We start from the raw sequence: 26,414 nt of genomic DNA, 5'->3' as shown, positions 1-26,414 counted from the left end.
GACTCATGCGTGGCCCCCGCCGGCCGCCATGTCCAGCGCATGGGCAAGGATCGGCGCGAGGATGTCCATGCCTTCGGCCACCGCCTTGGCGCTGCCGGGCAAGGCAATCACCAGCGTGCCGCCGACCAGCACCGCATCGGCGCGGCTCAGCCAGGCCATCGGCGTGTGCCGGCCGCTTTCGCTGCGGAACAGTTCGCCGATGCCGTCGACGTGGCGGTCGGCCACCATCGCCAGCGCTTCGGGCGTGCGGTCGCGCGGCGCCAGCCCCGTGCCGCCGGTGCACAGCACCAGGCGGACGCCGGTGGCGGCCAGTTCGCGCAGGCGTGCGGCCAGCGCATCGGCATCGTCCGGGCGCACCTCGGCGGCACCCGTCTCGGCGCCAAGCGCGCGCAGGCGCTCGACCAGCAGCGGGCCGGAACGATCTTCGTAATCGCCGCGGCTGGCGCGGTCGCTGAGCGTGACCACGGCGGCAGCCACACCCTCCAGCCGCGCCGCCGCGCGCGGGCGGTAGTGCGCGCGTTCGGCGTCGCTCAGCCCGTCCGGATGCAGCCACAGGCCTTTCTTGCCGCCTTCCTTGAACAGCAGGCGCACGCCGCCGATCGACAACGCCGGCTGCACCGGCTTGGTCAGGTCGTACAGCGTGAGCAGCGCGGCGCTGGCGCCGGCCAGCGCCTCCATCTCCACGCCGGTGCGGGAGAACGTGGCCACTTCGCAATAGACGCGGATGGCCTGGCGCTCGGGCACCGGCTCGCAGCGCACTTCGATGTACTCCAGCGGCAGCGGATGGCACAGCGGCATCAGTTGCGACGCGTTCTTCGCGCCCTGCAGGCCGGCAATCTCGGCCATGGCGATGGCATCGCCTTTGGGCAGGCGGCCGTGCGCGACGGCCTCGAAAGCGCTGCCGGCGAACAGTTCGCCGACGGCCACGGCGCGACGTGAGGTAGCGCGCTTGCGGCGCACGTCGGCCATGTGGAAATGGGACGGGGTGGCGGGAGCGTGGTCGCGGGGATCGCGCTCATGCATGAATCAGCCTCCGGTGGATGCGAGGTGGGGAGTGATGCCGGTGCGGCCTTCGTGCAGGAAGTGCGTGCGCTCCTTGTCCTGCAGCTGGCCGCCGAGCGTGCGCACCAGCGCGTCGAGCTGGTCGTCGCTCTGCAGCAGCGGGCGCAGCGGAATGCCGTGCTCGCCGAACAGGCACAGGCGCAGATCGCCCGTGGCGGTGACGCGCAGGCGGTTGCAGCCGGCGCAGAAGTCTTTCGAATAAGGGGCGATGATGCCGATGCGGCCGGCATAGTCCGCGTGGCGGTATTCACGCGCGGGGCCGGCATCGGCGGCGCGCGGCAGCGCTTCCCAGCCCGCTTCCAGCAGCTGGGTCTCCAGCGCTTCGGCCCGCACGTGACGCTCGCGGAAGAACATCAGGTTGTCGCCGGTCTGCATCAGTTCGATGAAGCGCAGGCCGACGGGCCGCTCGCGCAGGTAGTCGAGCCAGGCCGGCAGTTCGCGATCGTTGACGTCGCGCAGCAGCACCGCATTGAGCTTCACCGACGGCAACCCGGCGGCCAGCGCCATGTCGATGCCTGCCAGAATGTCGTCCAGCCGGTCGTGCCCGGTGATGCGCGCGAAGCTGGCACGATCCAGGCTGTCCACGCTGATATTGATGGCGTTGAGGCCGGCGTCCATCCACTCGCCCAGCCGCCGCGACAGCAGCGTGCCGTTGGTGGTCATCGCCAGCTTGCGCACGCCCGGCTCGGCGGCCGCGGTGCGCAGGATATCCGTGAGGTCGTGGCGCACCGAGGGTTCGCCGCCAGTGATGCGCAGCTTGTGCATGCCCACCGCCGCGAAGCCGCGCAGCAGCCGCGCGATTTCCGCCAGGCTCAGCGGCGCGGCGGCGCCGGGCGCGGCGTGGTAGCCGTTGGGCAGGCAATAGGTGCAACGGAAGTTGCAGGCCGGGATGACCGACAGGCGCAGATAAGGAAAGTGACGGCCGTAGCGATCGGTCAGCGGTGACATGCGTGCCCTCCCCCCCGGCGGGAATCGCGGGCCGACTGCGTTGTCCCTCCCGGTCCAGGCATCGAAGGCATCACATTCACTTCACTTATGTTCCGTCGGGGCGTTCCGCGGCAGGCCCCAGCGCCGCTCGTGCATGCCCCGCAGTATGGGCGCTGGCGCCACGGGACACCAAGTCATTTTTGCTTGTTCCGCGATAAGCGCCGCTTATGACAGTTATCGCGGCGCGCGCTATCGCATCTCCACGCCCGTCCGGCACAATGCGCGCCCCGACACGACAAGGACCGGCTGCCATGCCCTACGTCAACATCCAGATCACCCGCGGCGCGACCAGGGAGCAGAAGGCGCAACTGGTCAAGGACGTCACGGACTCGCTGGTTCGCGTACTGGGCAAGAAGCCCGAGCACACGCATGTGGTCATCCAGGAGATCGCCGAGGAAGACTGGGGCTACGCGGGGTTGCTCACCGACGATTGGAAGCGCGAGCAAGCGGCACGCGCAAGTACCGAGTAACCGTGCGCCACAGGTGCGCCGGCGGACGAATACGTCGCCCTAGCCGCCCGCCTTGCTGCGCCCTTTGCCGCGGCGGCCGCGCAGATTGGCCTGGGAGTCGGCAATCATCGCCAGCATCGCCTTGTGCGCGGCCTCGGGCTGCTTCTTGCGGATCGCCTCCAGCACCTTCTGATGGTGAGGCAGCGAGTAACGGAAATCGCGCGCGGTGCGCGCTGACAGCACGAAGAACGTACCCAGCGCGGTGTCCACCACGGAAAACAGCGAGGTCAGCAGTTCATTGCCGGTGGCGTGCAGCACGGCCTCGTGGAAACGCAGATCCGCCTCGGCCCACGCGTCCAGCGTCTGCGCCGCATCCATCGCCGCATAGGCGGCATGGATTTCGACCAGCTGCGTTTCGGTGCGGCGGCGCGCCGCGGCCGCGGCCGCGGCCGGCTCGATGATCTCGCGCATCTCCACCAGCTTGTCGATGAAATCGTCGGTGGGCATGGAAGCGCATCGCCAGGCCAGCACGTCGGCATCCAGCTGGTTCCAGAAGCGTTCTTCCAGCACGCGCGCGCCCACCCCGGCGCGCGACTCGATCAAGCCTTTGGCTGAGAGCACCTTCATCGCCTCGCGCAAGGCGGTGCGGCTGACCTGGAGGCTTTCGGCGAGCGACTCCTCGCGCGGCAGCACTTCACCAGGTAGCACCTTGCCGCTGACGATGCGCTGGCCGATCTCCTGCATCACATGACCGTACAGGTTGCGGACGGCATTCGGCTTCCTCATGAATGACGCGACCTCGGCAGGCTGAGTTGGCGGGTAGTGGTGATGCGCGGCGATCTTGCCAAGGATGTGCAGGAGCCGTCCAGGGACGAGCGCCTGGATGCAGGCCGGGGGTCGCCTGCGGCTCCCCCGACCTGCGTGCCGCAGGCTTAGAGCGAGTACACCCGGTACATAACCGTCGCATGCGGCGCCAGCTTCACCTTGATCGAACCATCGCCCTGCGCATCGCTGTGCGCCCACAGGTCCCGCATGCGGTACTTGCCGGCCTTCAGGCCCAGCTCCTGCGCGCCCACCGCAACTTCTTTCGACGCATCACCCTCGTTGAACACCGCCACCGCCTTGCTGCCGTCCTTCATCGGCTTGACGATCACGTGGATGCCGTCGGCGTCGCGCACCTGCTTGCCCTGCACGCCCAGCGGGTCCTGGTCCACCGCGATCACATCCTTGTTCAACAGGATCTCCAGCGCGGACGGGCTGATCTTGCGCAGGTCGGTGCCGATCAGCAGCGGCGCGGCCATGATCGACCACAGGCTGAAGTGCGAGCGGTATTCCACGTCGGTCATGCCGCCATTGCCCACTTCGAGCATGTCCGGATCGTTCCAGTGGCCCGGGCCGGCATACGCGTCGAGCACCACGTTCTCCTTGAAGATCTTCAGCATCGAGGCGTAGTTGTCGCTGATGTCGCCGGTAGTGCGCCACGACTGCGCGCCGACGGCCGGATCGGTGCCCCACAGCCAGGCCTTGTTCTCGCCCCATTCGCACAGGCTGTAGAAGATCGGGCGGCCGGTGGCGCGCAGCGCTTCGCCCATCGCGGCGTAACGCTCCTTGGCGGGCTTCTTCTGGTTGTTGCAGTTGTCGTACTTGAGGTAGTCCGCGCCGACCGAGGCAAAGAACGCCGCATCCTGCTTCTCGTGGCCCAGGCCGCCGGGGAAGCCGCGATTGGCCTGGTGCGGTTCGCAGGTGTTGGTGCCGGCGCTGGAGTACAGGCCGAAGGCGAAGCCCTTGGAGTGGACATAGTCGGCCAACGCCTTGATGCCGTGCGGGAAGCGCTTGAGGTTGGGTTGCAGATTGCCCTTCTTGTCGCGCTGCCAGTCTGCCCAGCAGTCGTCCAGATTGATGTGGCGATAGCCGGCGTCGCGCAGGCCGGAGCTGACCATCTTGTCGGCGACGCCGCGGACCATGTCTTCATTGAACTCGTCGCGGCAGTGGGTGGAGTTCCAGTTGTTGAAGCCCATCTGCGGCACGGCGGCGCTGGACCACTCCGGCTTGACGTCCTCGGCGCACGCGGCGGCGGCGAAGGTCACGGCCAGGCAGGCGGCGATGCGGGTCAGGGTGGCGGTAAAACCTTTCATCCAATCTCTCCAGGCGTTCTTTCAGGAAAAAAGATGACGGGCGGCGCGTGACGACTCGAGGGGGAGGCGCGCCGCCCGTCCGGGGAAACTCACCACGAAGCGCGCACGCCGGCGGAAATCGTCCTGCCGTTGATTTCCGCATACGAGGGCCGGTTCGTGTAGACCTGATACTTGGAGATCTTCTCGCGCGTGAGGTTGGTGGCGTCGACGAACACCGCCACGTTTTCCATCAACTTGTAGCTGGCGCTCATGTCCAGCTGGCCGTAGGCCTTGACCGTGGTCGGCTGGCTCTCGTCGCCGGAGATGGTCTCCAGATAGGCGTCGCGCCAGTTGTAGGCCACGCGTACCTGCACCGGCCCCTTCTCGTAATAGACGCTGGCATTGGCCGAATCGCCGATGCCCGGCACGGCGAACTTGCCCTGCGTGCCGACGTCGCCCGCATTGGCCGAGGCGCTGCTGATCACGTGCGTGTAATTGGCGGCCACGCCCAGGCCGTCGAAGGGATCGGGCAGCCAGGTGAGCTGATACGTGGCGGCCGCTTCCAGGCCCTTGATGGTGGCTGTGTTGAGGTTGATCGGCCGGGTCAGGTCGAAGGGGAAGCCCAGGATATTGGTCTTGGTGGTGACCAGGGTGGTGAAGTTGCTCACCTTCTTCTGGAAGCCGCCCAGCGCCAGGTAGCTGGTGTCGGAGAGGTACCACTCCAGGCCCAGGTCGTAGTTCTTCGACGTGTAGGGCTTCAAGCCCGTGTTGCCCTGGGTCACGCCTTGCGTCGCCGGACGGAAGTTGTAGCTGGTGGCGGCGGACAGGTTGCTCAGGTCCGGGCGCGTGACGGTCTTGGACACGGCGGCGCGGAAGATGAGGTCGTCGCGCAGGCTCCACTTGAAGTTGGCCGAGGGCAGCCAGTTCGAATAGCTGCCCTGCGCCGAGACAGGCGCCAGCGTGCCGTAAGTGGGGATGGCGTTGCTGGTGTCGTTCGGGTTGATGGTGATGGCCACCAGCGGCACCGCGTAGGCGCGCGAGTTGGTGTCCGTCTTGGTGTAGCGCAGGCCCACTTCCAGCGACCACGGCCGCTCCATCAGATTGCCCTGGAAGTTGGCCTTGCCGTAGGCGGACTTGGTGCGCTCCGCCACCTGGCTGTAGCCGGACGGATCCGGCGCTGGCGCGAAGCCGCCGCCGTTGGCGGCCAGCGCCGCGGCGAACGCAGCGGGATTGGGCAGCTGGTTGTAGGCCGCCGGACTGGCCAGGTAGGCCAGCAGCTTGGGCACGTCGTAGGTCAGCCACTGCCGCGGATAGCCGGGCGAGACGCCATCGACCATGGTGCCGGCGTTGTAGACGCGCGCATCGATGACGCTGGCGGGGATCGAGGCCACGTAACCGCAGTACTCGCCGCACAGCAGGCTGTTGGGCGTGCGCCAGGTCACTTCGGTCTTGGTGCGCTTCATGAATTCCGCGCCAAAGTCGAGCTGGGCCAGCACGCCTTCGGTGAAGCTCTTGCCGAAATGCAGCCGGCTCTGCAGGATGCGGTCGCTCACGTTCGGCGATTCGCCGCCCAGCGAGCAGCAATGCGCACGCAGGTCGGAAGCGTCGGTGGTCGAGATCAGGTTGCTGTAGCTGGGCAGCTGCGAGGAACCGTTATTGGTCCAGGTCGGGTTGACGCCGATGTTGCGGGTGCCGACCACCATGAAATAGCCGTTGGCCGATTCCTTGTTCCACGCGCGCGACACCGCCGTATCCCAGTCCAGCACCGTGGACGGATTGAACTGCCACGCCAGGTTCAGGCCGGTCTGCTCGTTATAGGCGTTGCGCGGGTTCTTCTCTTCGATGTGATCGTTGGCCAGCACGCCTGTGTTGCCGCGCACATAGCTCAGCGCGGTGCCATTGGGGTCGGCGGTCAGCGACTGCACGTCCGCGGTATTCATATACGAACCGAACGCGTGATAGCGCGAATCGATCTTGTAGTTGGAGATCATCGTGTCGAACTTGACCGTCAGCTGTTCCAGCGGCTTCCAGTCGATCGCGCCGCTGATGCCGCGGCGCGTACGGGTCTGCACGTAGTCCGAGCCGGACAGCGTCTGCGGCAGCGCGATGTTGGTATAGGCCGGATTGATCTGGCTGTAGTTGAGCCCGGTGATCCAGCCGGAGGTATTCATGGTCTGCTCGCGGTGGTCGCGGCGGTCGTACATGCCCGCGATCAACCAGCCGAAGGTACCGTCGGCGTTGGTGTTGCTCAAGATCGCCGAGGCGCGCGGCGTGACGCCGCCCTTGATCGAGCTGGACAGGTTGTCGTTGACCCCGGCGATGCTCGCCGCGGCATGGAAGCCTTTGGTATCCAGCGGACGCGCGGTGATGATGTTGACCGTGCCGCCGATGCCGCCCTCGGCAATCTCCGCCGTCGCGGTCTTGCGCACTTCGGCGGTGCTGATCAGCTGCGAGGGCAGCACGTCGAAGTTGAACGCGCGGTCGGTCGCGTCGGTGGCCATGGTGCGACCGTTGAGCAGCACGTTGACGAAGTCCGGGCCGAAACCGCGCACCGTGATGCGGCTCGATTCGCCGCCGCTGCGATCCACCGCCACGCCCGGCACTCGCTGCAGCGCATCGGCGACGTTGGGATCGGGGAACTTGCCGGCCTCTTCGGCCGACACCGCGTCCACCACGCTGGTGGCGTCCTGCTTGATCGCCTGCGCGCGGCGGATCGAAGCGAGCTGGCCGGTGACGCTGACGCCGTTGAGTTCGGTGACGTCCTTGCCGTCGCGTTTTTCCTTGCTGCCGGTCTGCGCGCCGTTGGCCGGTGCGGCGGTTGCGCCGCCCGATGTGGCCGCCGCGTCCTGTGCGTGTGCGGTATCGCACGCGGCGAAACACGCGATGGCCGCCGCCGCGAATAAAGCCTGATGAATCGAACCCGCCAGAATCTGCCGATGCATTCCACCCTCTCCCAATTTGGTCGCACGCTTAGGTGTTTGAACGTATGAACGAACACTTGCGTCACTGTGCGGCGACGGCAGTTGCTGCCACGCCGGCACAGCGAGGTAACCCGACGCCGAAAGCGCCGTCCTGCTCAACGGATGCCCTGCTCTTGCTCGCCTAGCTCTTGCTCGCCTAGCTCTTGCTCGCCCAGCTCTTGCTAGCTAGTCGAGGCGGATTACGAAACCGGCCGCCCCCGCGATCGGTTTCGAATGTCACTTAATCATACAAATATGATGGACAGACGAATCATTGGATGGGCTTCGATGGCAGATCAAGCTGCGGCGCAACATCCGGCGGGGATACGGCACAACTTCGCCTCGCCGTGCCAACCGCATCACACCCGTGGCCATCGATCGCAATGACCTCGCGTACCATTGCGCTACTGACCCATGCACCGTCGCCACGGAAAGGCTCGTCTTCCCATGTTCGAATCATCGGCCGATGTCTACGCAGCAGAACTGCGCCGCTTTCGCCTGCGCGGCGATGTATGGATCCACCGCGCCGATGTCCCTGCGGATGCAGCGGTGCCGGACGCCTGGCTCGCCTTGCTCGACACGCCGGAGGCGCTGCTCGGCGAACGCGTGGCGACACTGTGGTCAGGTGTCATCGATCGGCTGCCCGCCGTTGCGCGCTTCTTCGCCGACAAGCTGCGGCGCCCCGCACTGCTGCGCCAGGACGACGGCGCGTTGCGGTTGCTCTATCCGTACACCGTCGAACAGGACGATCTGAATTTTTTCATCGGCCGCCCGCCGCTCGGCGAGCGAGTGCCGACGGATGCCCCGGCATGGCGCGCGCTGCCCGCCGGACTGCGCCACTTCCATCAGCACGTCCACGATGGATGGACATTCTTTCCATCGCACTCGATGGGCCCGTTGCCGCTCGCCGAACAAGCACCGCTCGCGGACAAGCTCGATGCACCGTCCGCACGCGTAGCGCAAGTCAGGACCGTCATGCACAACGGCGCCGGCGATTATCTGTGCGTGGATGCCCCCGGCGGCGACGCGGCCGGCTGCGTGTGGTGGCACGAAGATCCGGATCGCCTCGAGCAGGTCGAGTTCTGGGGCGTGCTCGATGCATGGATCGGGCTGTTTCTGGAAGAAGCGGACACGCGTTGATCGCCGCGACAGGCGCGCGAGCACCGGTTTCACCTTTCGCATATTGATTGGCGGCGCCGATCCATGGAGACTGCGAAACCTCGGATGTAAACGTTTACATTCCAGCTCCACCGCAAGGAACCGCCATGCCCATGCTCACCACGCTCCGCCGCGCCGCCGTCTGCGCCGCTCTCGGCCTCGCCCTGCTAGATACGGCCCAGGCCAGCCCCGCCGATACCGAGCGACTGCAGATCGACGCGGCGGCCAAGGGCACGCCCCTGCCGCATTTCTGGGAACAGATGTTCGGCTCCGGCCGAGCCGTACTCGCGCTGCGCGACGATTACCGCAAGGATCTCGACGCGGTGAAGAGCGCCACGGGCTTCGGCTACATCCGCTTCCACGGCATCTTCGATCGCGACATGGGCGTGGCCTCGCGCGATGCTCAGGGCAAGCTGCAATTCAATTTCAGCTACGTCGACCAGGTCTACGACGGCCTGCTCGAACGCGGCGTCAAGCCGTTCGTGGAGCTGGGCTTCATGCCGCCGGAAATGAGTGCCGACCCGGCCAGCCATCACGACTTCTGGTACCACCCCAATGTGATGCCGCCGAAAGACTGGGCCGAATGGGACGCGCTGGTGACCGCCTTCACCCGGCACGTAATCGAACGTTACGGCATCGAGGAAGTATCGAGCTGGTACTTCGAAGTGTGGAACGAGCCCAACCTCTCGTTCTGGGGCGGCAAGCCCGAGCAATCCACCTACTACGACCTGTACGACCGCACCGCCCGCCTGCTCAAGGCAGTGAACCCGCGATTGCGCGTGGGCGGCCCGGCCACGGCGCAGGCCGCCTGGCTGCCGGACTTTCTCAAGCAGATGAAACAGCGCGGCACGCCGATCGATTTCGTCAGCACGCACGTCTACGGCGACGACACCGCCGACAACGTGTTCAAGACCGACGAGAAGATCGCCCGCCGCGACATGGTGTGTCGTGCGGTCGAGAAGTCGCACCGGGAGATCGCCGCGTCGCCGTTCCCGCGGCTGCCGCTGGTCTACAGCGAATACAACGCCTCGTACGCCAACCTGCCCAATGTCACCGACACGGTGTACATGGGCCCGTGGATGGCCAACACCATCCGCGCCTGCGCCGGCAAAGTCGAGCTGATGAGCTTCTGGTCGTTCTCCGACGTGTTCGACGAACAAGGCGTGGTGAAGAACCCCTTCTACGGCGGCTTCGGCCTGATCGCCGCCGACCGTATCCCGAAGCCGGCCTTCAATGCTTTCGCCCTGCTGCACAAGCTCGGCGACGTGCGGCTGCCGCTGAACACCGAGAACGCGCTCGCCACGCGCCGTTCCGACGGCACCGTAGTGCTGGCGCTATGGAACTACACGCCACCGCTGGGCGATACCGCCACTTACACGCCCGGAACGCCCGCGGGCCCGGACAAGCATTTCGACGTCGACCTGAAGCACCTGAAGACCGGCGCGCAGGCGACGCTGTGGCGCCTCGACCAGGAACACGGCAACGCGGTCGCCGCATTCGACAAGATGGGGCGGCCCGACTGGCCGAGCCGCGAGCAGATCGCGCAGCTGCGCAAGGCCGGTGAGCTGGCGGCGCCGGAACAGGCGACGCTCAACGATGGCCACTTGCATGTCGATGTGCCGGCACAAGGGCTGGTGGTCGTGGAACTGCGTTGACTGGCGCAGTTCCCTCTCTCTCTTAAGCGCCGGGACCTGCGGGAATCCAGGGGCGGTCCGACGGCATGGGCGCGGTCATCCGGCAACGGATGCACAAACTCGCAGACATAGCGCCAATTCCCTCCCCCGATACACGCACCGCATCACAGATGCCGACGCGGCAGGAGCCAGCGTCGCGCATCGTGAGAGTGCGCACACGTGCATATAAAAACGTAATTGATGCAGCGAGATATCTGAAGCCGCTTTGGTCTAGAAAGCCACGGCGATTTGGCTCCCTCTCGCGTGGAGCGCGGATCGCCGACCGACGCAAACCATGCGACGGCGCGACGATGACAACGCGCCCCGCGGCCCGCCACATCGACAAGCCGGATACCTCGCCATGATCAAAATCCTGCATCAGGTCATCGCCGCGACACTGCTGGGCAGCGCGCTCGTCGCCCTGCCCGCTGCCCCGGCGCATGCCGCCACACCCTCCTACGCCTGGAACAACGTGCGCATCGTCGCCGGCGGTTACGTCGACGGCATCGTGGCGCACCCGGCGCAATCGGGGCTGTTCTACGCCCGCACCGACATCGGCGGCGCCTATCGCTATGACGCGACCACCGCGACATGGGTGCCGCTCAACGACTGGACGTCGCCGGCCAATTCCAACGGGATGGGCATCGAGACCATCGCCATCGATCCCAACGACGCGCAGAAGCTCTACATGGTCGCCGGCCTCTACACCCAGTCCTGGTGGGGCAGCAATGGCGCCGTGCTGGTGTCGACCAACCAGGGCGCGAGCTTCACCGCGCATCCGCTGAGCTTCCGCGTCGGCGGCAACGTCGACGGACGCAACGCGGGCGAAAAACTGCAGGTCGACCCCAACCTCGGTTCCACCTTGTTCTACGGCACCTTCAACGACGCCTCCCAGCCGAACACCAACGGCCTGTGGAAGAGCACCGACAGCGGCAGCACCTGGAACAAAGTGAGCGGCTTTCCCGCACTGTCCAGCGACGGCAGCGGCGTGGGCGTAGCCTTCGTCGCCTTCTACAAGCCCTCAGGCAGCAAGGGTTCGGCGACCAAGACAATCTATGTCGGCGTGTCGACCAAGACCGCGACGTCCTCGCTCTACAAGAGCACCGACGGCGGCGTGAGCTGGACCCCGGTATCCGGCGGGCCCGCCGCCGGCATGATGCCGCAGCGCGGCCTCATCGGACCGGACGGCAACCTCTACATCACCTATGGCAACGCGGCCGGCCCCAACGGCATGACCGCCGGCCAGGTATGGAAGTACAGCATCGGCTGGGACAGCTGGACCAACATCACGCCGCCTGACCCGTACAACTATCCGTCCGGCTTCAGCGGACTGGCCATCGATCCGGCGCGTTCCGGCACGCTGATCGTGATGACGATGGACCACTGGTGGCCGTCCGACACCATGTATCGCAGCACCGACGCCGGCGCGACCTGGACCGACGTGGGCGCCAAGGCGGTACGCGATTCCAGCCTGTCGCCGTGGATCACCGGCGGCCAGGCCCAGGCGGGCTTCGGCAACTGGGGCCAGGCGGTGATCGACCCGTTCGATTCGACGCACGCCTTCTACACCTTCGGCGGCGGCATCTGGGCCAGCCGCGATCTCACCGCCGCCGACAGCGGCCAGGCCACGCACTGGACGGTGGGCTCCAGCGGCATCGAGGAAACCGCCGTGCTCGGGCTGACCTCACCCACCAGCGGCGCACCGCTGGTCAGCGCCATCGGCGACGTCTGCGGCTTCGTGCACAACCAGCCTCACGACCTCGCCGACCACGACCTTCACCAACCCGGTGTGCAGCAACGGCACGGGCGTGGACTTCGCCAAGAACACGCCATCGAAGCTGGTACGCGTCGGCACCGGCGGCAGTGTGTTCGGCGCGGTGTCCAGCGACGGCGGCAGCAACTGGACGCCGTTCGCCAACCAGGCCGGTTCTTCGCAAGGCGGCGGCACGGTCGCCGTCTCCGCGGATGGCGGCACGGTGGTGTGGGCGCCCGGCGACGTGGCTCCTTCCCGTTCCACCGACAACGGCAACAGCTGGACGTCGCTGTCGAGCATGCTGCCGGTGGGGGCACAGCTGCTTTCGGACGGCTATAACGCCAATCTGTTCTATGCGTGGAACCCGTCTTCGGGCACGTTCTATACGAGTTCGGACAAAGGCGTGAGTTGGTATGCCTCGTCCACGGGCCTGCCCACGAACGGCAAGGCCAGCGCGGTCACCGGCATCCAGGGCGATCTGTGGCTGGCCACGTCGTCAGGCCTCTACCGGAGCACCAATTCCGGCTGGAGCTGGACGCGCGCCGCATCGTCCACGGTGAGTTCGGCGATCTCGGTCGGCTTCGGCAAGGCGGCCGTGGGCACCTCGTATCCGGCGATTTACCTCGCCGGCACTGTCAGCGGTACGACGGGCGTGTTCCGCTCCACCGATGCCGGCGCGAGCTGGGTGCGCATCAATGACGACCAGCACCAGTGGGGCGGCTATTCGCTGGTGGTCGGCGACCCGCGTACGTTCGGCACCGTGTACGTGGTGCCGGCCAGCGGGCGCGGCATCCTGTATGGAACCTCGTCGAACTGACCTCCGTTCCCGGCCGGTGCACGAGCGGCCGGCCGGGAACGTCGACGGCAGATGCGGCGATGGATGACGGCTGCGCACCGCGGGCGCAGCCCATGACGGCGACGCTCCTGGGCCAGGCCAGCACAGGCGCAGGTCATTCGAGGCCATCGCCGCGCGCTGGCCTCGGATGACACGCATATGGCCTGCCGTTCCGTGGGCTCGCCGCGCCGGCATGACTACGCTCGCGCGCAGCCATAACCGCACAAAGTGTCATCGATGAGCCCTCACACTCCTGCCATGCCCGGCGCCACGATCCTGCTGGTGGACGACAGCAAGGTCCTGCTCGACACGCTGTGTTTTCTGCTGGTCCGCTCCGGCTACGACGTAAAAACCGCGGACTCGGCCGAAGCGGCGCTCGACCTGCTCCGCAACGGCGTCGATGTCGCCCTGCTCATCACCGACATCGGCTTGCCGCGCGCCTGCGGCTGGAGCCTGGCGCGCGCGGCCAGAGCCATGCACGCCGACCTCCCGGTGATCTACATGTCAGGCCATGCGGAAGCGGCCTGGGACGAGCAAGGCGTCACCGGCAGCATCTTCATGGGCAAACCCTTCGGTATCGATGACCTGCTCGACGGCATCGCCCGCCTGCTGTCGCGCGAACACGTCGTGCCAGACGGCCCGCAAGCCCCGCCGGTGCCGGCATGAAAAAATGCCGGCGACAGTGATCGCCGGCCAAACGGTACAGCCAATGAGTCGGAGGTTCATTGCACTGCCCATGGCCTGGGGAGTGCCGCCTTCCGGCACGCATAACCTGTCCGCGATGAAGTCCCCAGGGGCGAGGGCTTGAACGCGGACACGCTCCGGGCATCCCATCTCCGGTGCGGACCAGACGGTTCTGGAAGAAGAGGAGCCCCCGAAGGGTTGCTCGCCGTCGGCGGCTCCAGCCCTGCGCGGCGGCCCGGAGGGAGCGGAGATCCCGGACCGAAAATCCGTGCAAGGCGATATCAGGTTAGTGCGCCGGTGTCGCATCGGCCATGTCGGAACGGGCCAAGGTCGCGCGTATGCATGACAAGCTCACGGCGACGGAAGCGCACGCTCCCCGGCCAGCGAACGTGCGCGCTCCAGCGCCTTGTCGCGCGCATCGGCACGACCCAGCGCATCGTAGATCCTGGCCTCCAGCATCACGACGCGCAGATCGTCCTGCGTCCAGGCCGACAGGGCGCCGCTTACCGCCATCGCCTGATTCACCTGCCCCGCCTGCAGCAGCGCGCTGGCGTAGGCGTAACCCACGCTGACGATGAGTTCCGGAACGCCGGACTTCTGCGCGCGCGGCAGCAGTGGCGCAAGCCGCTCGAAGCCGTGCGCGCGATCGGCGGCGGCGGCGGATTCGGCGTCGGCCAGATCGGCGTAAAGGAGAAACCATCCGCCGTTCTGGACCAGCGTGCCTGCCCACGCCTTGAACTCGCTGATCGTTTCGGCGGCCTGCTCCGACTGGCCGCTGCGGCGCAGCGCCCTCGAAAGCACGAGCCAGACGTTCGCCCGCTCGGCATGATCCAGCGCCTTTCCGCGCAACGCCGCCCTGGCCTGGCGGATGGCCTCGGCATCGTTGCCACTGCCATAGGCCAGCTGCGCCAGCAGCTCCGGCACTTCGGCCAACAGCGCTTCGTCCTCCTTGGGATCGAGCTCGCGCAGGAGCTGGCCGGCCAGCGAGGATGCTTCCGTCACCCGGCCGTTATCAGCCAGCGCGATGGCGCGAACGAGCGTCAGCTCCCTGCGCATGTGCACGTCCACGATGTCCGGGCTGACCGGCCAGAAGCGATCGGTGATCGCCAGTTCGTCGCGGTATTTCAGCTGCAGCTTGGTCACGCTGGCCATGCCGTCGAGCACCACCAGCAGCATCGCGCGCGCGCCGTACCGGGAGAACTGGTCGTACGAGCGCTGCAGAAACGTCATCGCGCTGTCGAGCTGCCCTTGCCTGGCCGCGATCAGGCCCATGTCGAAATCGGCGCGCGCCGTGCCATAAATATTGCCGCTGAGCGTATAGGTGGCGCGCCCCTTGCCCAGATAGGTCATCGCCAGATCGACCTGATCCGTGCTCTGCGCCAGCCACGCCCGATTGAGATAGGCATTGGCAAGAACGTCGCCACCCTTGCCCGCTTCAAGCAGACCGATGGCCTCATCCATCGTTTGCGCGCCTTTCTCGACCTGGCCGCCGGTGACGTAGCGCATCGCCAAGGTGTACATCGCCTCGCCGCGCAGCAGCGGGTCCTTGTCGCCGCGCAGGCGGTCGAGCAGCGCCAGCAGGCGCTTTTCGCAGGCGTCGCGCTCGCCGCGATCGCATTCGAGCAAGGCCCGGGTGTATTCGACCTTCGGCGCGTCGCGCCATGCGGCGGGCACGTTGTCGATCACTTTCTGCGCTTCGTCGTACTTGTTGTCCATGCGCGCCGCGGCCACCTTGGCCAGCCAGTCGTCCAGCTGCGTCGCCCCGCCCCCTTCGGTCGGCGACGCGCGGCCCAGCCGGCCCAGCAAGGCGTTCGACGCCAGCTTCGCCGCGACCAGCACGTCCTTGTCGCTCGCGTCTACGCTATCGGCGCCGCTCACGTCCGAACGCAGGCCGAGACGGACGCGCCAGCGCCCTTGGACGGATTCCACCGAGGGCTCGATCTGCCAGGACGCGTCGAAGCGGCGCGCCACCTGGCCCTCATTCGTACCGGGGTCGTTGTCGCGGTACATGGCCATCACCGCTTCGCTGGGCACGGTGCGGATGCCGGCCGCCTTGAGATGATTGGCGACGATATCCATCAGGCCGTAGCGCAACCAGCTCCATTCGCCCTTGGCCTCGACCTTGGCCGGCAGCACGACGATCAGCGCCTCCGGCATCGGGCTGACATAGGCATGCCGTGCGCCCGGCCCGGCACGCCACCACCAGCCTGCGCCCAGCAAGGCGACGCCGACCAGCACCGTGATACCCGCCCAGATTCGCCACCGCATGCCGCGCCTGACGGGTGCCGCCGCTTCGCCATGGCCGGGCGGCGTCTCGACAGGCGCGGCCGCATCGTCCGGCTCGGACCGCGGACACTCGACCGCCGTCGCCGCAACCCAGTGGTAGCCGAACCGCGGCACGGTGCGGATGCAGGAGCCATCCTCGTCCAACGTACGGCGCAAACGGACGATGTGCTGAGCCAGCAGATTGTCGCTGACCTCGGCGCGGCCCCAGACGGCAGCGATCAATTCGTCCTTGCCGACCGGGCGTTCGCGGTGCTCGACCAGATAGACCAGGCAGTCGAATGCGCTCGCGGGCAGCGTGATCGCCTCGCCGCTCCGACGCAGTTCGCGCGCCAATGGATCCAGGCGAAAGTGGCCGAAGATATAAACTGTTTTCCCCATCGGCACATGATACGGCCGCCTTCGCGCAACGCCGAACCGGCCCGCCGGACGCGCCCGAACCTCTCTCCAAGTCGCTGACACGACTCTCAAAAACGCCGCCACATAGAAAATGCATGGCGCGAGCATCGCTCGCGAATGCCGCTCCGGCGACGACACCAAAGACTGGCGCGCCCATCCCCGCACCGAGGGATTGCAGCTCACATGACGCCCATGTCGCCCATGTCGCCGGAGCGACTGCTGATACCTGTTACGCATGCCCTGACCCTGCACCGGCTGGTCGCCGCGCGCCTGCCACGCGCGTCCCAGGTATGGGCGGAGCTGGAGCGCGACATCCTGCGCGCCGGCAGCGACGGGACGATACCTCTGCGCATCGACGGCCAGCTCTGCGCGCGAGCCGAGGAATGGGGCTTCGCGCCCGGACTCGGCTATGCCGCCGGCTTCGCGGCCCGCATCCTCGACCACGGCGTACTGGGTTACGCCCTGATGAGCTGCGCCACGCTCGGCGAGGCCCTCAAGCTGTGGATCCGCTTCGCTCCGACCCTGGCCGGCGGATTCGAGATCCGCCAGGCCGTTACCGCGGACCGGCTGGAACTGACCATCCACGACCTCCATCCGGACCTGCCCGGCCGGATCGTCGCCATGGATCGGTTCGTGGCTTTCACCCTGCGCCTCGGCGAGCTGCTTGCCGGGGTGCCGCTTTGCGCGCTCAAACTCCAGCTGCCGGCGCGCATGCTGTCACGCTTCGCCCCGGCGACCGATGGCGCCAGGCTCCCGCCGATGGCGGTGACCTCATCCCAGCCCCGGCTTCTCGTACCGTCGACCGCCTTGAACGCCGCCATCGCCACCGGACATGCGGCTGTCCTGAGTGTGTTGCTCCAGCAATGCGAACTCGAACACGTCCGGGCCAGGCAGCCAGGCGATTGGGTCGGGCGCGTGGAGCGCCTGCTCGAACGGCGCCTCGACGCACCGATGCCCATCGAAGAGGCGGCCAGGGCGCTATGTGTGTCCACCCGCACCTTGAAGCGCCGCCTGCAGGAAGAAGGCCGCAGCTATCGGGCGGTCGTCGATGACGCGCGCAAGCACGCAGCGCTGCGCGCCATGGCCAATCCGTCGCTGCGCATCGAAGACATCGCCGCCATGGTGGGCTACACCGACCAGGCCAACTTCGCGCGGGCTTTCCGGCGCTGGACCGGCAAGGCGCCGGGCGCCTATCGCGCGCAGCACGTCAAGCTCGCGCTGCTGCGACAACCGGCGATCGCCATGGGGCCCGGTAAACCCTGCGACTGCGGCATCGCGGCGTAATGTCGCGATGCCGCCCGCCGAAGCGCGCCTTCAGCGCGTATAGGTCAGCGTGCCGTAACCGAGCTGGTCGAAGCCGCCACTGTTCGGGCCGTAGTCACCACCGCCGCCTTCCGGCCGCACCTTCGCGGCGAACGCCTGCACGGCGGGCGACTTCAATCCCTTCAGCACCACATAGTGGTTATAGATCAGCTCCCACACCGGCCGCGTGTCGCCGCGAGCCCCGGGAGAAATCTCCGGCTGGGTGACATCGCTGTTGCTGTAGCTGGTGTAAGGCACGTTCTCGCCCAGGCTGTAGCGAGCGGCATATTCCGCGCCTTTGAGCACCCGGTTGTCCTCGTAACCGAAGAAGTCGTCGCCCTGGCTCCAGGCCATCTGGCAGAACACGCCCAGCAGGGCCACGTCGAGCATGGAGTGCCCCTGGTCGCGCCCGCTCTCCTGCAACTGGCCGATGCCGCCGTCGTAGAGCTTCCATACCGCATGTTCGATGGCGCCATTGCCGGCGCCATGGCGAAAGTATTCGGCCGCTTCCTGATAGATGTCGTGGCGATCGGCAAGCACGCCGATGGCGAGCATGCTGCTCATGTTGGCCAGATCCCAGTTCGCCCAGTAGTGATCGATCCTGGCGCCGTTGTGATGGACCAGGAAATCGTGGTTCATCGGATAGAACACGGTGAGCATCATGTGCTGGAACCGGCTGAAATCCGCCGGCTTCCAGCCGCGGTAGTCGCGCAGCATTTCGCCTGCGTTGGCCAGCTGGTAACCATAGATGCCCAAGGCGAGAAACCGGTCCGAACTGCCACCGATGCCGGTGAGCGTCGACGACCACGCATTGAGCACCTCGACCGCCTTGTCCGCGTAGTCCTTGTCGCCCGAGATGCGCCAGCGCAAGGCCAGGGCGTACGCGGCAGCGGCATCGTTATACAGCACCGGATAGTTCTCGGCGTGCGTGCCATCGCGACCGCGATACACCATGCTCTGCGCGCGCGGCGTCCACGCCAGCGACGCATGGCGATTGTCGATCAGCTTCTGCCACCCTTCGCTCCACGGCTGCGCGCCCTGCTTCGCCTTGGCGGCCATCCGCGCGAAATCCTGCTCGGTGTGCAGCAGGCCGGGATGGACGAAAGTCGAAGCTTCGGCACGGGCCTGCGCACCGGCACCCGCAGCGAGAGCCGCCGCCAGCAGACGCGCCGCGAATGCCGCCTTGCGCCGTCCGCGAAACATTTCAAACCGCATACCGCATTCACCTCTCAAGCCTTCGTCGCCAGCTGGCGACCGCGCCTTTTTACTCGTTTTCGGCGCGCATACGCGTCCTCCGGCGACGCGAATGCGGAGATCGTTCACACAGGCATTTTCTTTCGACGCCAGGCGCAAATCTTTGGCCCGGAATGACTTGCCGATCGGCCTTTTGACCCATGGCGCACAAGGCGCTTCGAAGGTAGCGCAGAGCCCGGCGTCGACGGCGACGATCATCGCCTGCGCGGATGCGCGCGAGGCTTCGCAAGTCGTCTTCGATCGCGGCGTCGGACCGTTTTTCTCCGTGCGCGCGGGCAACGCGATTTCAGGCAGGCATCGTGACGCTGCTCCGAACGAGACAGCGCCCTACTTCGGCTGATGGCCGTAGCGATACTGCGCTATCAACCAGAGCTTCCGCTCGTCCACGCCGTGACTGCCGGCGCGGTAGTCGCCGTATTGCATTTCGAAACTCAGGCCGCGCCCCATATCCAGCAGCACGCCGGCATCCAGCTCATGACCGAGCGAGGAGCCGGCGCGCACCGGTGTGAAACGGCGATAGGTCATCTGCCAGCTGAGCCTGGGCGTGCCCGGCACGGCGCCGTACACACCGGCGTAGCGCTCGCGCAATCCCTGCGGCGGAAGGCGGAAGGCGACCACCCAGCCATTGAAGCCGCGCACCGCGCCATAGGCCACGTTGAACGCCGTGGTGCCGTTGCCGTCCAGCCGCTCCTCGCCCAGCTTCGCCGACAACGGCTTGTAGCCGTAGCTGACTTCGGCCAGGTGATAGCCGAGGCTGAAACGCGCGGGCTGGTTGGCATAGTCGTGCTGGCGGGCGAGTTCCGCCGTCCAGCCCAGGGTGCCTCCGTCGACCGCGAATGTCCTGGTTCCGGTCCAGCGCACACCGAGGGTGCGCACCGAGTTGACTGGCCGCGTATCGTTGCGCACGAAATAGCCGTAGGCGGCGAGCTTGCCCAGCGGCAAGGCCTGGTCCACGTGCAGCAGATGCGTGTTCAACTTCCACCGGCGCTGGTCGCGATCGGGAAAATCGGCGCCGACCGTACGATTGACCCGGCCCAGCCAGTAGTAGCTCAGCTCGGTCCCTTGCCGTAGCGTCCAGGCGAAGTTGGCGCCGTCGAACGACTGCTGGGTCTGCCGCCACGGGTTGTTGCTGAAGAAGCGACCGTTATCCAGACGCACGTACTGACGTCCGGCGCGGAATCCGAAACGCCCGCCGCGATAGCCGATCCATGCATTGGTCAGCGTGGTCGCCGCCGGGTCGGCTTCAGCCGGATAAGGCGTGCGCCGTCCGGAGGTATCGTCGTACTGCTCGCCGAACAGCCGCCACACGCGCGTGCCTTCGCCGTAGACGCTCCAGCCATCGCCGATCGCCCACCGATAGCCCAGCTGCGCGCGCACGGTATTGGCATGTCCACGCCTGGGCTTGGCGTCCGAATGCAAGTTGCCGTAGCGATAACGCAGATCCAGATAAAGCTCGCTTTCGGCCGGCGCCTCACCCGCCCATGCAGACATGGCCCCCAACATGCCACCGAACATGCCCATGCGTGCGCGCCACCGTTTTCCCGTCATCCTTTCCTCCCAGGCGTTGTTTGGGCCTCGGCCGGACACGGCGTGCGACATCGTTTCGCACATACGGCGGATCGGCGGGCGTCATCGATCCGGATCTTGCCACGGGAACACGTGCCGCATGCGCGATGAAGCGCGTCGGACGACTAATCATTTCGGGTTATATGGCGGTCCGCTGGTGTCGCGATGTATGGACGTCACCCTGCCCGATCGTCAGATGGCGATCCGCGATCGCCGCCACGCCGGGGCGATGCGAGATCACCACGAAGATCGTGGCGGGCAGTCGCTGCTTGAGCGTGCGCAGCACGGCCAGCTCGGAGGCGGCATCCAGCGCGCCGGTGGATTCGTCGAGCAGGGCAAGGAACGGCTTGCGCAGCAGCACCTGGGCCAGCAACAGGCGTTGCAGCTCGCCGCCGGAGAGCTGGCTCGCGCTGCCGCGCAGCTCGGTATCGAGTCCCTGCCCGCCTGCGTGCAGGCGCTGCTCCAGGCCAACGTCGGCAAGCGCCGCGCGCATCGCCGCTTCGCTCGCCTGCGCATCGGCCCAGCGCAGGCAGTCGCGCACCGTGGCCTGCCACGGGCGCACATGCTGGCTGACATAGGCGCCATGACGGATCAAGCGGCGGTATGCCTCGAACGACAAGGCACGCCCTTCGACGTACGCAACGAATTCGTCGGGCGCGATCATGCCCGCCAGCACGTCGGCCAGGCTGCTCTTGCCCGCGCCCGAATCGCCGCCGATCAGGGTCAGCTCACCGGGCACGAGCGGCAGATCGCGCACGTCGACGCCGCCGGGCGACAGGCGCCGGCGGATGTGTTCGATATGGATAGTCGCCGCGCCGCGCTTGCGCGCCACGGGCCCGAGCGCTTCGCGTTCGCCGTCGATCGCCATGTAGCGCCGCCACAACTCGAACGCTGCGACCGCCGAACGCAGCTGGCGAAAGCTCTGCCGCGTCGACAGCAGATACGGCAGCAGACGCCCCAGCAGCAGGCTCACCGCGATCAGCGACGTCTGCGCGCTGCCGTGGCTGCGATGCGCCAGCACGAACATCGCCGCGATGCCGCCGCCGGCCAGCAGCTCCAGCAGCAGGCGGCCGGAGGATTGCATGTCCAGCTGACGCTCGTAGCCGCGCGCGAGCCGGGCCGAGATATCGCCATAAGCGGCGCGCTCCGCCGCCTCGCGGCCGAACGAACGGATATGCCGCAGGCGCCGCGGAAAATCCTCGCTCAGCCAGAACAGCCGCGTCATATCGGCCACATAGGCACGGCTCACCTGCGCCTGCTCCTGTCCGCGCGAACGCGATACCGCCACGCCGGCCAGCGCCAGCAGCGGTACCGCCAGCAGCAGCCACGGCGAGATCCAGAACGCGATGGCCAGACTGATCGCGCAGGTCAGCCCCGCCACCCACAGCTGCAACAGGCCGCTGAAGCCTTGCACCATGATCTCCACGTTATAGGTAAGCACGTTCGCCACCTCGGCCGAACTCGCATCGGCCAGCGCGGCGAGCGGCGCATGGATCAGCCGCGCGTGCACGCGCCGTCGCAGATCGGCGCCATAGCCACTCACCAGCAGCGCGGCGACACGCGAGGACAGCCAGCGCAGCAGCGCCAGCAGCGCCACGGCGACGAAGAACACCAGCGCCTGCCGTTCGATGCTGCCGAACGGCGCCGCCTGCCCGCCGCCGAGATTGACCAGCGGCACCATCAGCATCGCCGCGGCGCTGCCGACCAGCGCCGAGCCCAGCGACAGCGCGACGTAGAACGCGATCCGCCACGCATGCCGCCGCGCGATGGTGCCGGCGAAGACGGCCGGCAGGATGCGTTCCAGCACGGAGGCAGCGCGCATGCCGCTCAATCCAGCAGCGCCGACAACGCGGCCACCGCATCGTCGGGATGGCGCCCGCGTTCCAGGCGATGCACGCCCAACGCGAGGCAGGCGAAGCTGAAGCGATCCCAGCCCGGCTGCGCGGCCGCGTAGGGCTGGTCGGCCGACAGCAGCCGCGGCACATCGTCCGCCGGCAATCGCCGCAGCAGCCGCGACGGATCGTCCGCCATGCGCTCGCTCAGCATGACCACGCCCGCCAGCTTGAGCGGCGCCGCGGCCAGCATGCCCGCGCCGTGGCGCAAGTCCGCTTCGTACTTCGCCACGCCGCTGCGCCGGCAGATGACCGGCGATGTACGGATCCAGTCGCGCGCGGCCGCATCCACCACGAAACGCAACGCGTCATCCTTCACGTGCAGATAATTGCCCACTCCCGTAGCGAGCAGCGTATCCGGCTGCACGAACACGGCGTCCTCGGCGAGAAAAGCCAGGCCGCGCAGCCAGGCATGCAGGGCGAGCGTCGATTTGCCCGCGCCGCTCGCGCCGAGCAGCAGCAGGCCGCGCCCGTCGCGTCCGACGCAGGCGCCATGCAGCGGCACCAGCGCCTGTGCTCGCGCGGCCAGCACGAACACGGCGAACTCGATCAGCTCATAGCGCACGTGATACGGATGGCGCTCCAGCATGTCGGCGGAAACCACCACCAGCGCCTGCTGCTGTGCCGGCGCGATCGCGACGTAGTTGCAGGCATTCATCACGCCGCACAGCAGATCCGCGCCGCCTTGCGCGCGCACCGGCGGCGGCTCGTCGGCGGCCGGCATGCCATCCCGCCAGACCAGCCGCAACTCGATGCGCAGCTCCGGCGCGCCGAGCGAAAGGCGATGTTCGGGCAATCCGCCATAAGCCGTTTCCACCAGCGACAGCAATGCCTCGCTGTCGCTGTCGAAGCGGATGTCGGCGCCGAGGATGCGCTTGCGCGGCAATACCCGGCGCGGCAGCCGCTCGCGGAAGGGATCGGCGCGTTCGTCGTGGCGGTGCGCGGAAGGCGCATCCGCCCGGGCGCGATTCGGTTCGGCGTGACTCAATCGGGCGACTCCGCTCGGTCCTTGGCCCGGACGTGGCCAATCCGCCGGTGAGTGCACCGCGCACCGCCAAAGGTTGCCTCGCCGGGCCATGCAGCGCCGCCGCAACCGTTGCCGCGCATCGCGGCACTCACGCCCAAGCGACGACGGAACCAACGGCGCAGTGACCCGCCCCGAGGGCGACGAGAAGGCTTTCAACCCATGCTGAGCATCCAGGTCGGCCACGCCTACTTTTTGCGCTATGACCGCAAGCAGTGGGAACGCGGCAAGCCCTACCCGCCCCTGGCCACCCTGCAGGTGGCGGCGCTGTTGCGCGAACAAGGCCACCAGGTCGGCTTGTTCGACGCCATGCTCGCCGAAGGCGTCGAGGATTACGCGGCCGCGCTGTCCGCGCAGGCGCCGCAGGTGGTGGTGCTGTACGAAGACAACTTCAACTACCTCACCAAGATGTGCCTCAACCGCATGCGCGAAGCGGCCTGCCGCATGATCGGCGAAGCGCGCGCCCACGGCGCGCGGGTGATCGTGGCCGGCTCCGACGCCTCGGACCAGCCGGAAGCCTTTCTCGCCGCCGGCGCCGATGCGGTGCTGCTGGGCGAAGGCATCGACGCGCTGCTGCAACTGGTCGAACGCTGGGACCGCGAAGGCCTTGCCGCCACGTCGACGACGAACATCCCTGGAGTGGCCACGCCGGCAGAAAGCGGCACGCGGCCGCTACGTATCGGCGCGCAACCGCCCGACCCGCGCCTGGCCGGCCTGGCGGCCTGGGATCTGGTCGAGATCGAGCGCTACCGTGCGCTGTGGCGCGAGCGCCATGGCTATTTCAGCCTCAACATGGCCGCCTCGCGCGGCTGTCCGTTCCGCTGCCACTGGTGTGCCAAGCCGATCTGGGGCAACCACTACAAGCAGCGCGGTCCGGCCGACGTCGCGGCGGAAATGACCCATCTCAAGCGCGCCTTCCGTCCGGACCACGTATGGATGGCCGACGACATCTTCGGCTTCCACGTGCATTGGGTGGAGGCGTTCGCCGACCACCTGCGCGCCGCCGACGGCTCGGTGCCATTCACCATCCAGACGCGCGCGGACCTGTCCAGCGAACGCATGGTCGCCGCACTGGCCAGAGCCGGCTGCGCGGAGGCCTGGATCGGCGCCGAGAGCGGCAGCCAGCAAGTACTGGACAGGATGAACAAGGGCACCACCGTGGCCGAACTGATCGCCGCGCGCGAGCGCTTCGGCCGCCATGGCATCCGCGTGGGTTTCTTCGTGCAGCTTGGCTACCTCGGCGAACGGCTGGAAGACATCCAGGCCACGCGCGCGCTGCTCGCGCAGGCCGCACCGGATGACATCGGCGTGAGCGTGTCGTATCCGTTGCCCGGCACGAAGTTCTACGAGCAGGTGAAGGCGCAGCTGGGCAAGAAGACGCATTGGGAGGAAAGCAACGACCTCGCGATGATGTTCCGCGGCGCCTATGAGTCGGAGTTCTACCGGAGCGTGCGCGATCTGCTGCATGAGCAGGTGGTGATGCAGGTGGCGCGCGACGAGGCGGGACTGGCGACGCTGGACCAGCGATGGGACGCGCTGATGGCGGAGGAGATGCGCTATCGCCGCCCGGATGCGACGCCGGCCGACGTGGAGATCCTTCTCCCCTCCGGGGAGAAAGTGGCGGCAGCCGGATGAGGGGCGGGTGCTCGAGAAAGCGCCGCTGCAGGGCGAAGAAAAGCTGTTGAGCTTGTAGCGAACTTCCGCGCCCCGCTCCGCCCGGCCCCTCACCCCAACCCTTTCCCCGGAGGGGAGAGGGACAGGTGGCGGCCAGCTTTCAACTCGAACGCAAGAGAACCTCATGTCCACCACCCTGCCCCCGCTCAAAACCCTCCGCGCCGGCCTCTCTCGCGCCACCGAGGCGCTGGCCGAAGAGCTGGCGCTGGTGCGCCCTGGTGGCGTGCTGCCGCCATGGAGCCCACTGGAATGGCGCCTCGCCGCAGCGGCCGCGGCCGCGCACGGCGTCGCGCCGCTGCTGGAGCGCTTCTCCACCTGGCAGCTGCTGCCATGGCGGCGCTTTCTCGGCGAGCAGCGCAGCCACGTGGCCGAACGGCACGAGCGTATCGAAGCGCTGCTGCGCCGCATCGATGTGGCGGCGCGCGACATGCACCTGCCCACGATGGCGCTCAAAGGTGCCGCGCTGCACGCCATCGGCCTGTACACGCCGGGCGACCGGCCCATGGCCGACATCGACCTGCTGGTGCGCGGGAGCGACCTCGAGCGCATGGATACGCTGCTGCGCGGCCTGGGCTACGTATGCACCTTCGTGGTGTGGAAGCATCGCGTGTACAAGCCGGCGGAAGGCACGCCGGTCAGCGGCCTGGGCGAGCATCGCGACACGCCCATCAATATCGAGCTGCACACGCGCATCCACGAACGCCTGCCGGTATCCATCGTGGACATCACGCCGTCGATCTTCCCCGCCAAGCCTCGCCCAGGCCTCAACCCCTATCCGACCAACGGCGCGCTGATGGGCCATCTGCTGCTGCACGCCGCGGGCAATGTCTGCGCGCGCACGCTGCGCCTGCTCCATCTCAACGACATCGCCCTGCTCGCCGCGCGCATGAGCGCCACCGACTGGGAAACGCTGTGGGCCGCCGGCCCGCCATGGTGGGCGTGGCCGGTGCTGCGCCTGGTCGCCCGCTATTACCGCAACGCGATTCCCGCCGCGGTGCTGCAGCGCGCGCGGCAGGACTGCCCGCACTGGCTGCGCCTGGTCTCGCGGCGACAGACCCTCACCCGCGTGTCCTGCTCCCACCTGTGGCTGCAGGCCATGCCGGGGATCGAATGGTCGCGCAGCGCGGGTGAAGTCGCGCGCTACCTCAAGCGCCGCCTGCGGCCCGATGGCGAGATCGAGCGCGAGCGCAAGGACATGGTGCGCACTCAGCTGTGGCTGCAAGGCCAGTCGTGGGTCACCCAATCGCAACGTCGCCGGATGTTGACGCGACTGATGCATGCGGTGCCGCGGATGGACACGCTGTATGTGGTTCGCGCGGCGTTGGAGGCGACGGATTAGCGCCGC

General features: G+C 67.4%; 20 protein-coding genes. 10 read left to right on the top strand and 10 right to left on the bottom strand.

Features of this window, described 5'->3' with window-relative positions; all coding sequences use genetic code 11:
- Positions 1-3 precede the first annotated feature (3 nt).
- Together moaCB and moaA are read right to left on the bottom strand one after the other, a co-directional pair.
- Complete coding sequence (moaCB, locus tag ACNR9O_RS07860) at positions 4-1,023, bottom strand: bifunctional molybdenum cofactor biosynthesis protein MoaC/MoaB (protein WP_473681800.1); 1,020 nt, start codon at positions 1,021-1,023, stop codon at positions 4-6.
- Positions 1,024-1,026: 3 nt separating this feature from the next.
- Positions 1,027-2,010 carry a GTP 3',8-cyclase MoaA gene (gene moaA / locus ACNR9O_RS07855; protein ID WP_473681801.1) on the bottom strand — a complete coding sequence of 328 codons (984 nt, stop codon included), beginning with the start codon at positions 2,008-2,010 and terminating at the stop codon, positions 1,027-1,029.
- Positions 2,011-2,300: 290 nt separating this feature from the next.
- On the opposite strand from moaA, the gene ACNR9O_RS07850 reads away from it, so the two are divergent.
- The gene (locus tag ACNR9O_RS07850; RefSeq protein ID WP_473681802.1) at positions 2,301-2,519 is read left to right on the top strand and encodes a tautomerase family protein; all 219 of its coding nucleotides are present in this window, start codon (positions 2,301-2,303) and stop codon (positions 2,517-2,519) included.
- Between the two features lie 39 nt (positions 2,520-2,558).
- Here ACNR9O_RS07850 and ACNR9O_RS07845 read toward each other — a convergent pair whose 3' ends face one another.
- From ACNR9O_RS07845 to ACNR9O_RS07835, 3 genes are all read right to left on the bottom strand, one after another.
- Positions 2,559-3,284 carry a FadR/GntR family transcriptional regulator gene (locus tag ACNR9O_RS07845; RefSeq protein ID WP_473681803.1) on the bottom strand — a complete coding sequence of 242 codons (726 nt, stop codon included), beginning with the start codon at positions 3,282-3,284 and terminating at the stop codon, positions 2,559-2,561.
- A 146-nt stretch (positions 3,285-3,430) separates the two neighbouring features.
- Complete coding sequence (locus tag ACNR9O_RS07840; protein WP_473681804.1) at positions 3,431-4,633, bottom strand: glycoside hydrolase family 27 protein; 1,203 nt, start codon at positions 4,631-4,633, stop codon at positions 3,431-3,433.
- A gap of 89 nt (positions 4,634-4,722) precedes the next feature.
- Positions 4,723-7,554, bottom strand: a complete 2,832-nt coding sequence (locus tag ACNR9O_RS07835) for a TonB-dependent receptor (RefSeq protein ID WP_473681805.1) — start codon at positions 7,552-7,554, stop codon at positions 4,723-4,725.
- 465 nt (positions 7,555-8,019) lie between these two features.
- Between ACNR9O_RS07835 and ACNR9O_RS07830 the strand changes: the two genes are divergently transcribed.
- From ACNR9O_RS07830 to ACNR9O_RS07810, 5 genes are all read left to right on the top strand, one after another.
- Positions 8,020-8,712 carry a hypothetical protein gene (locus ACNR9O_RS07830; protein ID WP_473681806.1) on the top strand — a complete coding sequence of 231 codons (693 nt, stop codon included), beginning with the start codon at positions 8,020-8,022 and terminating at the stop codon, positions 8,710-8,712.
- A gap of 131 nt (positions 8,713-8,843) precedes the next feature.
- Entirely contained in the window at positions 8,844-10,385 is a 1,542-nt protein-coding gene (locus ACNR9O_RS07825; RefSeq protein WP_473700720.1) for a GH39 family glycosyl hydrolase, read from the top strand.
- A gap of 379 nt (positions 10,386-10,764) precedes the next feature.
- The gene (locus ACNR9O_RS07820; RefSeq protein ID WP_473681808.1) at positions 10,765-12,495 is read left to right on the top strand and encodes a WD40/YVTN/BNR-like repeat-containing protein; all 1,731 of its coding nucleotides are present in this window, start codon (positions 10,765-10,767) and stop codon (positions 12,493-12,495) included.
- Positions 12,401-12,973 (top strand): WD40/YVTN/BNR-like repeat-containing protein, encoded by a 573-nt coding sequence (locus ACNR9O_RS07815; protein WP_473681809.1) that lies wholly within the window; start codon positions 12,401-12,403, stop codon positions 12,971-12,973. Before ACNR9O_RS07820 ends, ACNR9O_RS07815 begins: the two co-directional genes overlap by 95 nt.
- Positions 12,974-13,228: 255 nt before the next feature.
- Complete coding sequence (locus tag ACNR9O_RS07810; RefSeq protein WP_473681810.1) at positions 13,229-13,657, top strand: response regulator; 429 nt, start codon at positions 13,229-13,231, stop codon at positions 13,655-13,657.
- Between the two features lie 369 nt (positions 13,658-14,026).
- On the opposite strand, the gene ACNR9O_RS07805 is transcribed toward ACNR9O_RS07810, so the two are convergent.
- Positions 14,027-16,339, bottom strand: coding sequence for a winged helix-turn-helix domain-containing protein (locus tag ACNR9O_RS07805; RefSeq protein ID WP_473681811.1), 2,313 nt, complete (start codon positions 16,337-16,339; stop codon positions 14,027-14,029).
- A gap of 201 nt (positions 16,340-16,540) precedes the next feature.
- On the opposite strand from ACNR9O_RS07805, the gene ACNR9O_RS07800 reads away from it, so the two are divergent.
- The gene (locus ACNR9O_RS07800) at positions 16,541-17,641 is read left to right on the top strand and encodes an AraC family transcriptional regulator (RefSeq protein WP_473681812.1); all 1,101 of its coding nucleotides are present in this window, start codon (positions 16,541-16,543) and stop codon (positions 17,639-17,641) included.
- Between the two features lie 30 nt (positions 17,642-17,671).
- On the opposite strand, the gene ACNR9O_RS07795 is transcribed toward ACNR9O_RS07800, so the two are convergent.
- Positions 17,672-18,874: an alginate lyase family protein gene (locus ACNR9O_RS07795; protein ID WP_473681813.1), complete on the bottom strand. Its 1,203-nt coding sequence runs from the start codon at positions 18,872-18,874 to the stop codon at positions 17,672-17,674.
- Positions 18,875-19,031: 157 nt separating this feature from the next.
- On the opposite strand from ACNR9O_RS07795, the gene ACNR9O_RS07790 reads away from it, so the two are divergent.
- Positions 19,032-19,253 carry a hypothetical protein gene (locus tag ACNR9O_RS07790; RefSeq protein WP_473681814.1) on the top strand — a complete coding sequence of 74 codons (222 nt, stop codon included), beginning with the start codon at positions 19,032-19,034 and terminating at the stop codon, positions 19,251-19,253.
- Here ACNR9O_RS07790 and ACNR9O_RS07785 read toward each other — a convergent pair.
- From ACNR9O_RS07785 to ACNR9O_RS07775, 3 genes are all read right to left on the bottom strand, one after another.
- Entirely contained in the window at positions 19,241-20,404 is a 1,164-nt protein-coding gene (locus ACNR9O_RS07785; protein ID WP_473681815.1) for an alginate export family protein, read from the bottom strand. The genes ACNR9O_RS07790 and ACNR9O_RS07785 overlap by 13 nt on opposite strands.
- Positions 20,405-20,618: 214 nt before the next feature.
- Complete coding sequence (locus tag ACNR9O_RS07780; RefSeq protein WP_473681816.1) at positions 20,619-22,301, bottom strand: ATP-binding cassette domain-containing protein; 1,683 nt, start codon at positions 22,299-22,301, stop codon at positions 20,619-20,621.
- A gap of 5 nt (positions 22,302-22,306) precedes the next feature.
- The gene (locus ACNR9O_RS07775) at positions 22,307-23,359 is read right to left on the bottom strand and encodes a hypothetical protein (protein WP_473681817.1); all 1,053 of its coding nucleotides are present in this window, start codon (positions 23,357-23,359) and stop codon (positions 22,307-22,309) included.
- Positions 23,360-23,557: 198 nt separating this feature from the next.
- On the opposite strand from ACNR9O_RS07775, the gene ACNR9O_RS07770 reads away from it, so the two are divergent.
- Together ACNR9O_RS07770 and ACNR9O_RS07765 are read left to right on the top strand one after the other, a co-directional pair.
- A complete protein-coding gene (locus ACNR9O_RS07770; protein ID WP_473681818.1) occupies positions 23,558-25,030 on the top strand; it encodes a B12-binding domain-containing radical SAM protein in 1,473 nt (490 codons plus the stop codon).
- 175 nt (positions 25,031-25,205) lie between these two features.
- Positions 25,206-26,408: a nucleotidyltransferase family protein gene (locus ACNR9O_RS07765; RefSeq protein WP_473700763.1), complete on the top strand. Its 1,203-nt coding sequence runs from the start codon at positions 25,206-25,208 to the stop codon at positions 26,406-26,408.
- Positions 26,409-26,414: the final 6 nt, after the last annotated feature.

It is taken from the genome of Dyella sp. CR10 (assembly GCF_055814425.1).
The sequence above is the reverse complement of the archived record's forward strand: the minus strand, read 5'-3'. Positions and strand labels throughout refer to the sequence as shown.